This window comes from Pseudomonas sp. FP1742 (assembly GCF_030687145.1).
GTDB classification, from domain to species: Bacteria; Pseudomonadota; Gammaproteobacteria; order Pseudomonadales; family Pseudomonadaceae; genus Aquipseudomonas; species Aquipseudomonas frederiksbergensis_D.
In genome coordinates, this window is the sequence record NZ_CP117460.1 from 726,436 (window position 1) to 740,568 (window position 14,133).

5 protein-coding genes are annotated in these 14,133 nt (G+C 59.1%); 1 reads left to right on the top strand and 4 read right to left on the bottom strand.

The window, feature by feature from the left end; genetic code table 11:
* The first annotated feature begins 303 nt into the window (after positions 1–303).
* Positions 304–7,371 (top strand): TcdA/TcdB pore-forming domain-containing protein, encoded by a 7,068-nt coding sequence (locus PSH64_RS03190; RefSeq protein WP_305479884.1) that lies wholly within the window; start codon positions 304–306, stop codon positions 7,369–7,371.
* An 88-nt stretch (positions 7,372–7,459) separates the two neighbouring features.
* Here PSH64_RS03190 and PSH64_RS03195 read toward each other — a convergent pair whose 3' ends face one another.
* From PSH64_RS03195 to purH, 4 genes are all read right to left on the bottom strand, one after another.
* Positions 7,460–8,056: a MarC family protein gene (locus PSH64_RS03195; protein WP_018928428.1), complete on the bottom strand. Its 597-nt coding sequence runs from the start codon at positions 8,054–8,056 to the stop codon at positions 7,460–7,462.
* Positions 8,057–8,138: 82 nt separating this feature from the next.
* Positions 8,139–10,913: a hybrid sensor histidine kinase/response regulator gene (locus tag PSH64_RS03200; protein WP_305479885.1), complete on the bottom strand. Its 2,775-nt coding sequence runs from the start codon at positions 10,911–10,913 to the stop codon at positions 8,139–8,141.
* A 99-nt stretch (positions 10,914–11,012) separates the two neighbouring features.
* Positions 11,013–12,308, bottom strand: coding sequence for a phosphoribosylamine--glycine ligase (purD, locus tag PSH64_RS03205; protein WP_305479886.1), 1,296 nt, complete (start codon positions 12,306–12,308; stop codon positions 11,013–11,015).
* A gap of 155 nt (positions 12,309–12,463) precedes the next feature.
* Positions 12,464–14,071 (bottom strand): bifunctional phosphoribosylaminoimidazolecarboxamide formyltransferase/IMP cyclohydrolase, encoded by a 1,608-nt coding sequence (gene purH, locus PSH64_RS03210; RefSeq protein ID WP_105340408.1) that lies wholly within the window; start codon positions 14,069–14,071, stop codon positions 12,464–12,466.
* Between the last annotated feature and the right edge of the window lie 62 nt (positions 14,072–14,133).

Below are 14,133 nucleotides of genomic sequence, written 5' to 3' on the forward strand. Positions count from 1 at the left end.
TATTTATTCGGAAATATTAAATATTTTGCATTGTTGTGTGCGTGGCAGGTTTGTTTGAGTGGGCAGTAGTTTCATGTTTATTGGCGAGGTGTTAAGTAACTTTTGGTGTCGGTAGTGCATGTGGTTGAATATTTTGTTTCTGTTTTATTGAAATCAATTGAATTTTTTCCTGTTTGAGCTTGCCTGTTTCAAAGCGTAGTTTTCAACTTTCAAATCAAGGTTTTAGATGCTCTGCTGTTTGAGTGTCTGTGCTTATTGGTTGGTCTATTTGTTGATAATTATCGAAACAGTAACGGGGTACGTATGGACGATATTGAGCGCCGGAACAAGGATGGTTATGTTGATTTTGTCAGTCTTTTCAAACTGGCGGATCTTGAGCGCGGATTGTCGTCGCATAAAGACAGTCCACACTACGAGGAACTATTGCGTTATTACTTTGCCTGTGTGGGGCTGCTGGAGTCGCCAAGACTGCTCGAACCGTTAGGGTTATTCAAACACACGCTGACACTGTTGCTGGGCAACAATCGGGTCAAGCGCAATCTTGATTCGCAGACGCCGGGCAATGCTGACGACACCGCGATGCCACTATCGCAGATACATGACGAAGTCGAACGGTATGAGTCGCGTCTTCGGTTCAGTGTCGAGCAGATGAACACAGTGGCGACGGAAGTTCCCAAGGTGTTGCATTTTGTCTGGCTCGGTGGCGGTCTCGGCGCCATACAGCGCGATTACCTCAACCTGTGGAAACAGGTGTTGGCCGAGCATGGCTACACCCTCAATCTCTGGTATGACAGCGATGCGCTGCTGGCTTATCAAACCAACAAACTGATTGTAGAAGCCGCCAAGGCGCATGCCCTGATGCAGGTCGCAGACAAAAGTATCTCCGAAGATGAGCTGGCGACCCTGTATGAGGAACGCGCCATTGTTCTGAAGCAACAGATGTACGCACACATCAATGCGGCAGTGGCAAACGGTGAATCAGCCGACGAGGCACGGATGGACCTGCTGACCCGGGCCTACGGCCAGGATGCGGCGCAGCTGCAAGCGTTGAAGGAAAGCAATCACCGCAGTGTGCAGGACATGAACGGTTTCCAATTGCGCGATCTTGATGCGGCCGAGGTGCCGTTGCAATTACAGGGCATCTACGAACAGGAAATGCGATTGCGCGGCAATCTGGCGGCGGCGTCCGATGTGGTGCGTGTTGAAGTTCTGTTTGGCGAAGGTGGCATCTATGCCGATGTGGATAACCTGCCGCCGTTATCGAGAACGCTGGGCGGAGTCGATCTCCACGGTTTGGGTTCCGATGCGCATTTGGGGATTTTGCAGTTATTGCTCAATGACAATCCCGAATGGATGCCTGGGCGTCGGGCATCCTCCAGTTACATCGAGACAATTCCCCCTGAGCATTTGCCGGCACTGGAGGCTTTTGTAAAAAGCCGGCCGGGCCTGAGTGAGGTATTTCAGCCACCGGCGGATCGGTTGGCCCGACCCTTTATGCTGCGAGCGGCGTCGGAAGGCAGTTCGATAACGAATGCATTTCTGATGGCGCATCCCCGCTCGACGATTCTGCAAACCGTGCTCGAGCGTTTCCGGTTCAACTATGAGGTGATTGAGGCTTCGAACCGGTTGGCCGCCCGACGAGGCATTGCTTTGAGCGATGTTGATGCCATGGCGCCGCTGGTGCAGGAAGTGGTGGAAGGAACGTATGGGCCGCTGATTGAGCTGTCGATGGAAGAGGAAATATTTGCAGGGTTTCTGATCGATGCCATTGCGACCTACTTTCGCGACGGCATTCGGCTTCAGAGCGAAGGGACTATTTATCTGACCGGCCCTGGAGCCGTGCGTGATGGCATGGCCGATTACGCAAGAGCCCACTTTACCCCCTCGGTGGCTGAGACCGTGCGCAAGGAGGCCGCCATCGCGCGCTACGCGTCGGTCAACCGCGCCACCGAAGAAGAACTGGACCATTCCTGGAAGGACAATGAAACCGACCCTGATAAATGGGTCGGTAATGAGCAGAAACGCTGGCAGGAAGGCCAATACAAGACCCGTTACAGCGGCGATATCGGGCAATTACTCAAAGGCCCGACGATTGAGTTCGAGCAGGGCTGGCCGGTGATCGAAGAGCGGCCGGTGCTGCTGACCCACGTGCTGGAGCGTCTGGTCGAAGGGCTGGGCGAGCCGTTCATGGCGGCGATGAGTCGGGGGCACACTGGCGCTATCCGCTTCGAGGTTCCACTGCCGCTGAGTTTTGATGATCGCCAGGCAATCCGTAATCAGCCCCTCGAATCGCAAGCCCCTGCTTTCCTGAGCCAAGGGCAAAACCGCAACCTGGGTGTCGACGAGGTGCTGAGCGACATCGCCAATGGCTCCCGTCACTTCGTCGAGACGACCCCCTTGCAGAGGCTGGCGCTGGGGGTGTTGTTGGGGATGGACTCACTGCATAACCAACGCTTTGTAGAGTTCACCGGTGAGCTGGACAATCTGGCCAACAGCATGGTCGGGCAAGGCGCTTCAGGCCGTTACGCCGTCATTGAGCGGCAACTGTACAAGCGCGAGGCCCCGGGGTTCATGGTCGGTCTGATCAGCGATTCAGAACCGGCGCCGAGGACGGCCGGCAGCGCGCTTGAACTGAAAAAGGCTGCATTGACACAGGCGCAGACGACGGGCCAGTGGGGTCGCCATGTGGCGCAAATCCAGCAAGTGGCCACCCTTGAACATCGCATGCAGATCGTCGAGAAGGTGGGGCAGATACTCGACGAGATCGAAGCCAGCAGCATCAAACTGGTTCCCCAGGATCTGCTGCTGCGCAGCGGTGGCGAGGCGGTTGGCGGCCGGTGCTACCCGTTGGCCCTGGTGATGAGCGCGGCACTGCTGCAGGACGACGTGGCCTCTCGACAGTTGCGTGAGCGTTTCTATCTGTCCGCCATCGATCCCGACCAAGCTGATTCGGCAACCTTCCTTCAATCGCTCGAAGAGCTGCGGGATGTGCAATTGAACGATGTAGGGGCACCGCTTGACCGCGCGGATCTGGATCAGGTCACTGCCGCTCTCGAGCAACATGAAGGCAGCCGCACGCTGATGCTTAACTCCGACAATCATTCGATGCTGGTGGCCAAGACCGTAGAGGGCGATCACACCACTTATCATTTTTACGACCCCAACTTTGCGTTGTTCGAATTCGAGCAACCGGCCATGTTCAAGCGGGCACTGGAATACTTTTTTCTGAAGCAAGGCATGGCGCGGCATTACGCAGCCTATGGCTCGCAAGCCCGGCCGGAGTTTGACCTGATTGACCTGCATGGGGAAAAAGTGTCTGTCTTGAGGCTGTCTGCCGGATTTGCCGTGGAGCAGCTACTGAAGTCCGAACCGTTGCCGGGAGCACCGCTGCGTCCGGTTCGTCAGCGCCTGAACAGTGCCCGTGGGCAATCGCTGGTCGACAATTGGCACCTGGGCAGCAGTTTGCTGGAGCTCGATAGCCACTGGTGGGGACAGCAGATCGCACACGCCAGCGTCGGTTTGCAGGACTTGCATGCGTCGGTAACGCCGCTGGTGCCGTTGTTCGAAACACTGGAAATTACCCCCGAGGGCAAATATCGGCTGAGTCTGATCAATCCGTCAGACCCGGAACACGAGGTTCAGGTGATCAGCGGCGATCACCGTCTGTTGCGGATCAAGAATTGGCTGTCGGAACAGTTTTCGACCCTGGCGCGTAAACCGGTCGAGACGGGCGGCGTCGTGGATCCGACCGAAGTCGGCAGTGTTCACACCCTCAACGCAGGGTTCGCCATTCAGGCGTTGATGAACGCGTTGCGTGGACGGGAAGGGGAGGGCCGGACACTGACTACCGCCGTGCGCCTGCACGCTTACGTCAACTATGCCCAGTTGGCGCATGGCACCGTCGTGGATGTGGTTGGCCTGGTGCAGTTGGTTCGCACCGCGCTGAGAGAAGAGAAAATCATCGCCCGTACTTGCGCTCCGGTCGTCGGCGAAGCTTTGGGGCACGCAGCCGGTGAAGGTGTCGGCGCCGTATTGGGGCTGGCCAATGTCGGCTTTGATATTTATCAGTTGTCGACGGCGCAAAACGAAGTCGAGAAGGCCCAGTTCGGTACTCAATTGACATTCGATACCGCCAGCCTGGCGCTCACGGCAGGCGGTATCGGTGCAGGATTGGCCGGCGCATCGACCGCCGCTGCGGTGCTCGGTGGCGCCGGGGTGATTCTTGGTGGCCTGGCCATTGGTGTTGCTGCACTCGCCCAAGGGTTTGCCAGCATCTTGCGAGACGCCGAGGAGGTCGGCAAGTTCTTCGACGACATGGATCGGGGTTATCGCTCGCACGGTTACCGGTTCGATCACACCGTTGGCGCCTGGGTCGTGCGGCCTTCGCTGATCGTCCAGCGCATAGATCTGGGTGCTGGCAAGTTGCTGCTCGACAGCCCGAAGCTGTTTCCACTGCACGACCACTTTGGAGTGCCGGGTTTCGATGTTGATTACACGCGGGCGATCAATATCCGCCAGGAATTGAACCTGCCCGGTCAAAAAGAATTTGCACCGCCCACAGGGCAAACCATTGTGCTGCCATGCACACCGCAAACCTTTTACGGCTATGAGTACAAGGCGCTGCCTTTTGCCTTCGCATTTCACGACCCCGGTTTTGACACGGCCCGGCGCCTTGAAAAAAAGCAAGCGGATGGTCGGTGGCTATTTCTGTTTACGTTCTATTCCTTTCCGTCGCATTACATCCTCCATCGCCTGAATCCGGTGTATCGCGAAACAGTCATCGAGGTGCAACTGGATGGGGTGGATCGTTCACTGGTGGTCCCCGTTTTGCCGGATGCCTGGCACGACAAGCTGTCGTATGAGCTGACAGGCGCGGGGGGGAGCTGTTCATTGATGCTCAATCCCGGTGCAAGTATCAGTCTTGTCTCTCCAAGCCTGAAGCAATGCCGCTGGGTGTTGCAGGCTAGTTGGGCGAGTGAAAGTGATATTCGCGTCGAGCCTTACGGCGAACTGTACATAGGTACTGTCCATGTGAAAATTTCCGGCAAAGGTCGTCATGAGGTGCTGATCCGGGTGGCGGATCAGCAGTTGTTCAGCGTTGATCCTGGCAAACGCCGATTGGACATTCTCCAGCAGACAGCGCCTGAAGGACTCGATGAACAGGCATTGCTGGCGCACTACAAAGGCCTCGCGCAGGAGCATCGACTGGTATTGCCGTACACGCAGATCCATCGTTATCTGATTCCGTTCGAGGCGCCGGACAAGCCCCGTTACACCAATGCCTGGTATGACTGCGCTGAAGATCGTTTCCTGTATATCCGCAACGAAACCGTCCTTGAAGCCGATGAGGCACAGCTGTCGATGGTGGTTGAGGGTTTTGCCTATTTCTACCAACCGGAGGGCTACCAGATCTGGCAGGTCGATGCCGCCACAGGCTTGCTCAAGAATCGTTATCGCTTACTGCTAGAGGAGGGCAAAGGCTCCATTCGCAGCCTCGAAGCGGATGCTCATGGTGTGATTCATGTCGTGCAGGAGTACGTCGCGGGCAATCAGGCCGCCAGGCAGTACCGTTACCTGATTCATGAAGGGCGACTGCTGTTGAGTGCCGTGACTCACGATATGGCGCGGGAGCTGCAGGCGTTGGTGTTTGCCAGTGAAACGCTGGCCGACTGGTCATCGGTGTTTGGCAAGTATGTGTCCCTCAATCCAGTTCCTGAGCGGGACGGCTTCACGACGGTCGACTGGCAGCCGGCGCCTTACGTTTCGATCTGCTGGAAGTTTGACCCGGATCGGCGAGATATGGCGTGGGTTCGCAGTCGCGATCAGTTGCTCATTCATCCCCTGCCCCGGCCTCAACACACGCGTGGCTGGGCTGATTCGATCAAGCACCTGAACGATCTGCTGCTGTTGCCGATGGCCGACGACAGCGACATATTCTTCATTTACGACCGGCTCGCCCAGACCCTTTGCCGACTGCAACGGACCATGACAGAGGGCAAGGGACAATGGGCCCACCAATGGGTGCAGCCCGCCGGGCTCAAGCAGGTCGTGGCCGTGGAGAGCGGCTATGTGGCACTCGATGAGGACGGGCTGTTTTTCAACCTGAGCGCGCAAGGCGAGGTGCAGCTGGGCGGCCTGAGCGAGCAGTGGCTCAAGGGTCGTGCCCAGTGGTGGCAGGCGCTGGAGCCGATTGCCGAGCGTTACCCGGGCAACAATATTGCCATTGTCGGTCTGCGCAATTTCGCCGATAACGGCAACGTGTGTGCCTGGTATGTGAATAACCGCTTGGTGCTGTGCGATCCGGGGCTCGACAAGGAAATTCGCCTGCTTGGCGTTACCCCGGACAATCAGGCGGTCTGGCTGTTCGATCTGTCCAGCGGTGAAATCTGGAGTCAGATGTTCATCGATCCGCAGCAACTTGATCAGGCATTCGGCACGGGCTCGCGACTGTTGCTGAACGACAGGTTGCCGGCTCATCAACAAAGGTGGGCGGATTGGCGTTTTGCCGACGTGACCATCGAGGGTGCCGGCTTGCGTGGGACAACCGTTGACGGCGTATTGCTGGAGCTGCGCCATCAAGAGGTGGAGATCATCACCGGCGTCAGCCACGACTGGGCGAGCGCCCATGGCGACCACTTGATCGAAGATCTCCAGGCGTTATTGGAAACGGAGGAGCATGGCGAATTTGTATCTGTGGAGTCCGAACCCGACAGCTTGCAGTGGTATGCCGTCCAAAGCGCTCGGCTGATCCGGATTACCGGTAAGGATCTACCCGCGGACTATGCGCTGTTGGGCACTCAAGGCCAGGTCAATGTGTTGCTGCATGAGGCCCGGGAAGGACGGGTGCGTGTGTATCCGGACAGGCGAAGCATCGGGCCGTTCGATTATGTCCAGCGCAACGCCGAAGTGCTGGTTGTCGAAGGAGAAAAGACCTTGGGTGATCTCCTGCCGCTGATTCCCGATGACGTCAATACGTTGATTCTGCGATTGGGGCAGGGCGCCGTGACTTGTCACCTGACGAAGGCTGTCTGGCTGAGGCTCGACTCAGTCATCGTCGACTGCCGGCACGCGCTGGGTGAAGTGCCGGCCATTCCAGGCAAATTGATCTGGGCCTTCGATGAGCCGCAAAGATTGCAGTTCGAGATTGTTCAGGAGCATCTGGTCATCGTTGACCCGGACAGTGAACACAGTCTGATCTTCCGCGATGTGTGTTCCGCCGACCCGGCATTGCGCGGTGATGTGTTCCTTGCGTTTGAAAAGCTGCAATCACATCCGGTATCGATGTTCGTGGCGCGGTTGCGCGACAGGAAAGGAAAAGCCGGCAGTGCAACGCTGCAGGAGCTGTTGGCGGAGCCGGCAGTCGCAGGTTAAGCGGCGACTGGGGCAGGTTTCATGAAAAAAGGCCGCGAACGATTCCGTTCGCGGCCCACGTTCACGGGATGACGGAGCTGTGCGCCTCTCAGGGCACCAGATAGCCTTTCACGCCGGTAAAGATGATCTGTGCCGCCAGTGCACAGACAAAAAGTCCCATCAAGCGACTGACGATCTGCAGGCCCTGGTCGCCGAGAATTCGCTCGATGCGGTTCGACAAGTAAAGCACCACCCCCACCGTGAAACTAGCCAGGGCAATGCTGAGGATCGCGGTGAGTTTGTCGTCCCAGTGCGGTTGGCTGACACCCATCACCAACAGCGCACCGATGGTGCCCGGGCCGACGGTCAGGGGGATGGTCAGCGGGACGATGGTCACGTCCTGCTGCACGTTATCGGTCTGCACCACCGACTTGCCCTGGGCCATGCCCAGCGCCGAGATGAATAGCACGCTGCCGGCGCCGATACGAAATGCATCCACGGTAATGCCGAACACGTCAAATATCACTCTCCCGAACAGGTACAGCAAGACGCTGGAAACCAGTGTGGCAATTGCCACTTTCCAGGCCAGGCGACGTTGTTCCTTGCGCGAATAACCGCGGGACAGACTGATGAAACAGGACAACACGAAGAACGGGCTGTAGAGCACCAGCATCTTCAGGTAAACGCTGAATAACACGTGGAGCATGATGTCGACTCGTGGCAGGAGATTGTTGGAGCGGAGTCTATCAGCCGGTTTAGAAAGTTGTCGGCGCGCGACGGGAGATTGCTCAGAACGTCGAAGCCGTACGATTCTGATGATCGCGCTGGGCAACCCAATGCTCGATCAGGTCGCGCAGCTGCGACAGTTCGACAGGTTTGGCCATGTGCCCGTCCATGCCGGCCTGGCGCGCGCGCTCTTTGTGCTCGGCGAGGATGTGTGCGGTCAGCGCCACCACGGGGGTGCGAATCCGCTGGTTGCCGACCTCCCAGGCACGCAATTGCTGGGTGGCGGAGAAGCCGTCGAGAACTGGCATTTCGCAGTCCATCAACACCAGGTCGTAACGCTGGGCCTTCATCGCCACCAGGGCTTCTTCGCCGTTGCTGGCGGTGTCCGGTTGCAGGTTGAGCTTGCCCAGCATGCCGCGAATGACCTTGGTCGAGATGCTGTTGTCTTCGGCCACCAGAATACGGAAGTCGCTGGGGACCTTGACCGGAAGGGTTGGGCCGGTGGGCAGATGCTGCGAAGTGGCCGGGCCTTTGTTGCGCTGGTTCAGCTCGTCCGCCAGGGTGGTCTTGAGGGTGTAGCCGGCCACTGGCTTGGCGAGGATGCGCTTGACCCCGGAGTTGCGCGCGATGATCTTGCTCGGCGCGTTGCTGATGCCGGTGAGCATGATCAGCAGGATGTCGTGGTTCAGGCTCGGGTCTTCCTTGATCTTGGCGGCCAGTTGCATGCCGGTCATGCCGGGCATGTTCTGGTCCAGCAGGACCACGTCGAAATAATCGCGCAAGTGGGCCTTGGTGCGCAGCAGCGCCAGGGCCTCCTTGCCGGACGGCACGGCGCTGACGTTCAGGCCCCAGGCGCTGCACTGCTGCACCAGCACCTTGCGACAGGTGTCGTTGTCGTCCACGACCAGAACGCGTGCGCCTTGCAACGGGCTGTCCAGGTCCGAGGTCGGATGTTCGAGGCGGTCCGGGTCCAGTGGCAGGGTCAGCCACAGTGTGCTGCCCTGGTTGGCGCCGCTCTTGATGCCGAACTCGCCCTGCATCAAACGGATCAGCTGCCGGGCAATCACCAGCCCCAGATTGCCCCCCAGGCTGGTGGCCGAAAGGAAGTGCTTGCTGTGCAATTCAGCGTGCATCAGTGCGTCGCGTTCTTCAGCCTCCATCGGTGGGCCGCTGTCTTGCACGGCGATACGCAACCGCGGTTTGGCGCTGCGCTCATCCAGCGCGACGACGATCAGAATCTCGCCTTCTTCGGTTTTCTTCAGGGCGTTTTCCAGCAGGCTCAGCAGGGTTTGGCGCAGGCGCGTCGGATCACCACTGATGACGCGCGGTACCTGCGGCTGGATAAAACTGATCAGCTCGATGTTCTGCTGCTCGGCCTTGGCGCGGAAGATGCTCAGGCAGTCTTCGATCAGGGCATTGAGGTCGAACTGCACGTCGTCCAGTTCGATCTGCCCGGACTCGAGCTTGGAGATGTCGAGAATTTCGTTGATCAGGGTCAGCAGTTCGTTGCCGGCGCTATGGATGGTTTGCACATAGTCGCGCTGCTTGACCGACAGCGGTGTGCCCAACAGCAGTTCGGTCATGCCCAGCACGCCATTCATCGGGGTGCGGATTTCGTGGCTGATTTTCGCCAGGAATTCGGCCTTGGCGTTTATTTCGGCATTGCTGGCAGCCAGATCGCGACTGACGCTGAAACGGTCTTCGGTGATGCTGCGCTGTCGCTCGCCCAGGGCAATACTCATCAGCAGGCCACTGATACAGATAAACACCAGCAGGGTGATGATCAGGCCTTGAGGGGCGACAAGGGTCAACCCCTGCAGTGCCGGCAGGATAATCAATGTGCCGAGGTTGAACACCACCATGGCCGCCACGAACAGGCGCGCCGGGCGATAGCCTTTTTGCCAGTGATGGGCGCTGACGAACAACATGCTCAGGCCCGCCAGGGCAACCAGTGCGTACGTGATCAGGTTCAGCGGCAGTGTGTTGACGAACAACAACAGCAGGCCGCAGGCCACGATGATCAGGATGTCCCCCAGCAACAGCTTGTTCAGCGGGTGTGGGCCGAGCGGGGCGAAGAAGCGGTAGGCGAACATCAGGCCGCAAGGTGCGGTCAGCAGCAAGGCCAGATAGGCGCCGGGCGTCTGCACGGCGGACCAGTTCGGCAACCATGGCCGGGCCAGGTTCAGCAGCAATACCAGACTGAGCAGCAGCAACCCTTCGCATGCCGCCAGCCAGAGGCTGCTGCGCGAACGGGTGTAGGCGTAACGCGTCAGGTTATGCAGGATCAGCATCCCGATGCATCCAAAGAGCAGGCCATAGATCAGTGTCTGGCTCTGAGTGGCCGCGGACATGATCGCTGATTGCAGGGTGACGTAAGGCCGCAACTGGTGTTCGGAGACCAGCCGCAGATAGACATCGAGGGTTTTGTCGCTTTGTGGCAGCGGCAACATGAAGTCGCTGCTGGGCAGGGGGCGTTCAGCCTGGGGCTGCCCGGTACCGGTATTCAATTGATCGATCAGCTGGTCGCCGTCGAGCACATACAGATTGAGGTGCGACAGGTCCGGTGCGAACACCCGCAGCAATTGTTCGTGTTTGCCGGGTGCGAGCCTGAAACGCAGCCATAACGCGCCCTCGGGCCCGGCCGCGGTGAGGCGTTCGAGTTCGGTGGGGCTGAATTGATTGGTGTAGCGGCTGGAGCGGATATCGCTCAGCTGCAGATCGCCCTGTTCGTCGAGCAATACCGCCCAGCCACTGCCTTGCGCGGCCTGGGCCGGGAGCATGCAGAGCAAGGTCAGCAGAGTGACGGTGAAGCCTATGGCAATCCTGAGCCAGCGCACGGCGAAATCCCTTCGTAGGTTGATGCCAGAATATAACTATGCGCGGCGCCGGAATAGTCCGGCAAGGGCCGCAAGCCCTTGCCTGGCCGAAAGGATGGCTTATTCCTGATTTTCGCCACGCTCGCGGGCAATGGCGCGGTAGCCAATGTCCTTGCGATAGAAGCAGCCTTCCCAGTCGATTTTAGCCGCCAGTTTGTAAGCCTGCTGCTGGGCTGCGTCGACGCTGGTACCCATGGCGGTTGCGCACAGCACCCGACCACCGGCCGTCACCACCTGACCGTCCTTGAGTGCAGTGCCGGCGTGGAAGACTTTGCCTTCCAGTGCCGCTGCTGCATCCAGACCGTTGATGGCGACGCCTTTGGCGTAGTCACCCGGGTAACCACCGGCGGCCAATACGATGCCGACGCTCGGACGTGGATCCCATTGCGCTTCGACTTTGTCCAGCGCTTGCGCCAAAGCAGCTTCGACCAGCAACACCAGGCTCGACTGCAAGCGCAGCATCACCGGTTGGGTCTCAGGATCGCCGAAACGGCAGTTGAACTCGATAACTTTTGGGTTACCAGCCTTGTCGATCATCAAGCCGGCATAGAGGAAACCGGTGTAGACGTTGCCTTCCTCGGCCATGCCGCGAACGGTCGGCCAGATCACCAGGTCCATGACCCGCTGATGGACTTCGGCCGTGACGACCGGAGCCGGGGAGTAAGCGCCCATGCCACCGGTGTTCGGGCCGGTGTCGCCGTCACCGACGCGTTTGTGGTCCTGGCTGGTGGCCATCGGCAGCACGTTCTTGCCATCGACCATGACAATGAAGCTGGCTTCTTCGCCGTCCAGGAACTCTTCAATCACCACGCGCGAACCGGCGTCGCCAAATGCATTGCCGGCGAGCATGTCGCGCACGGCGTCTTCGGCTTCGGCCAGGGTCATGGCTACGATTACGCCTTTACCGGCGGCCAGGCCATCGGCCTTGATCACGATCGGCGCGCCTTTTTCACGCAGATAAGCCAGGGCCGGCTCGATCTCTGTGAAGTTCTGGTAGTCGGCGGTCGGGATCTTGTGGCGCGCCAGGAAGTCTTTGGTGAAGGCTTTCGAACCTTCCAGCTGAGCAGCGCCAGCGGTCGGGCCGAAGCAATCCAGGCCACGGGAGCGGAACAGATCGACGACACCGGCGACCAGCGGTACTTCCGGGCCGACGATGGTGAGGGAAACGTTTTTCTCCGCGAAATCTGCAAGCTGCTCGAGGGCGAGCACTTCGATGGCGACGTTCTCGCACTTGGCTTCAATGGCGGTGCCGGCGTTGCCCGGGGCAACGAACACTTTCTGCACGCGCGGATCCTGAGCCACTTTCCAGGCCAGGGCGTGTTCACGGCCACCGCTGCCAATGATCAAAACATTCATTTCAAAAACCTCGGATGACGCTAATTCTTGATAGCACCGCTGGGGTGCTCTTATGTGGGAGCGGGCTTGCTCGCGAAAGCGGTCTGTCAGTCACATCAATGCTGGATGTGCCGCCGTCTTCGCGAGCAAGCCCGCTCCCACAGTTGATCGTCGTATCAGTGACGGAAGTGGCGCATGCCGGTGAACACCATCGCGATGCCCGCTTCGTCGGCGGCTGCAATCACTTCGCTGTCACGCATCGAGCCACCTGGCTGGATCACCGCAGTGATACCGACCTTGGCCGCGTTGTCGATGCCATCACGGAACGGGAAGAACGCGTCCGAGGCCATGACCGCGCCCTGAACCTGCAAGCCTGCGTGTTCAGCCTTGATCGCGGCGATGCGCGCAGAGTTCACGCGGCTCATCTGACCGGCACCGACACCGATGGTCTGACGGTTCTTGGCGTAGACGATGGCGTTGGACTTGACGTACTTGGCGACTTTCCAGGCGAAGATCAGGTCGTTGATTTCCTGTTCGGTCGGGGCGCGCTTGGTCACCACTTTCAGGTCTTCGCTGCTGATCATGCCAATGTCGCGGCTCTGCACCAGCAAACCGCCGTTGACACGTTTGTAGTCCCAGGCCGGAACGCGATCAGCCGACCACTCGCCGCAGGCCAGCAGGCGTACGTTGGCTTTTGCCGCCACGATGGCGCGGGCTTCTTCGCTGACGCTTGGGGCGATGATCACTTCGACGAACTGACGCTCGACGATAGCCTTGGCGGTTTCAGCATCCAGCTCGCGGTTGAAGGCGATAATGCCGCCGAACGCCGACTCGGTGTCGGTGGCATAGGCCAGTTCGTAGGCCTGACGGATGCCGCCTTCGGCGTCCGGGCTCACGGCCACGCCGCACGGGTTGGCGTGCTTGACGATCACGCAGGCCGGCTTGACGAAGCTCTTCACGCATTCCAGCGCGGCGTCGGTGTCGGCCACGTTGTTGTACGACAGCTCCTTGCCTTGCAGTTGGGTCGCGGTGGCGATGCCGACTTCGGCAGGTTTGGCTTCAACGTAGAACGCCGCGCTCTGGTGCGGGTTCTCGCCGTAGCGCATTTCCTGAGCCTTGATGAACTGGCTGTTGAAGGTGCGCGGGAATTCGCTGCGGCCGGAGGTCGAGAGGGTTTCAGCCGCCTGGTTCACGGTGCCCATGTAATTGGCGATCATGCCGTCGTAGGCAGCGGTATGTTCGAAGGCCTTGAGCATCAGGTCGAAGCGCTGAGCGTAGGTCAGGCCGCCGGCCTTGAGGTTTTCCAGGACGCTGGCGTAATCGCTGGCATTCACCACGATGGCCACGTCTTTGTGGTTCTTGGCTGCCGAACGGACCATGGTCGGGCCGCCGATGTCGATGTTCTCGATGGCGGTCGGCAGGTCGCAGCCCGGCTTGTTGATGGTGGCTTCGAACGGATACAGGTTGACCGCTACCAGATCGATCGGCTTGATGCCGTGCTCGTTCATGATGGCGTCGTCGATACCGCGACGACCGAGGATCCCGCCGTGGATTTTCGGGTGCAGGGTTTTCACCCGACCGTCCATCATCTCGGCAAAGCCGGTGTAATCCGCGACTTCCACTGCGGCAACGCCGTTGTCACGCAGCAGCTTGAACGTCCCGCCGGTGGAGAGGATCTCGACGCCCAGGGCTTCGAGCTCTTTGGCGAATTCAAGGATCCCGGTCTTGTCGGAAACGCTGATCAAGGCGCGGCGGATCGGCAGGCGGGTAGTCTGGTCGGTCATCTCAATTTCCATCAAAAGCAAAGGAGTCAGCAAAAAAGGCGACCGGTTTTACGCGGGCGCCT

Bases quoted from the DNA above. Each gene is read 5' to 3' on its own strand.
- PSH64_RS03190 (WP_305479884.1), top strand. From the start codon at position 304: ATGGACGATATTGAGCGCCGGAACAAGGATGGTTATGTTGATTTTGTC.
- PSH64_RS03195 (WP_018928428.1), bottom strand. From the start codon at position 8,056: ATGCTCCACGTGTTATTCAGCGTTTACCTGAAGATGCTGGTGCTCTAC.
- purD (WP_305479886.1), bottom strand. From the start codon at position 12,308: ATGAATGTTTTGATCATTGGCAGCGGTGGCCGTGAACACGCCCTGGCC.
- purH (WP_105340408.1), bottom strand. From the start codon at position 14,071: ATGACCGACCAGACTACCCGCCTGCCGATCCGCCGCGCCTTGATCAGC.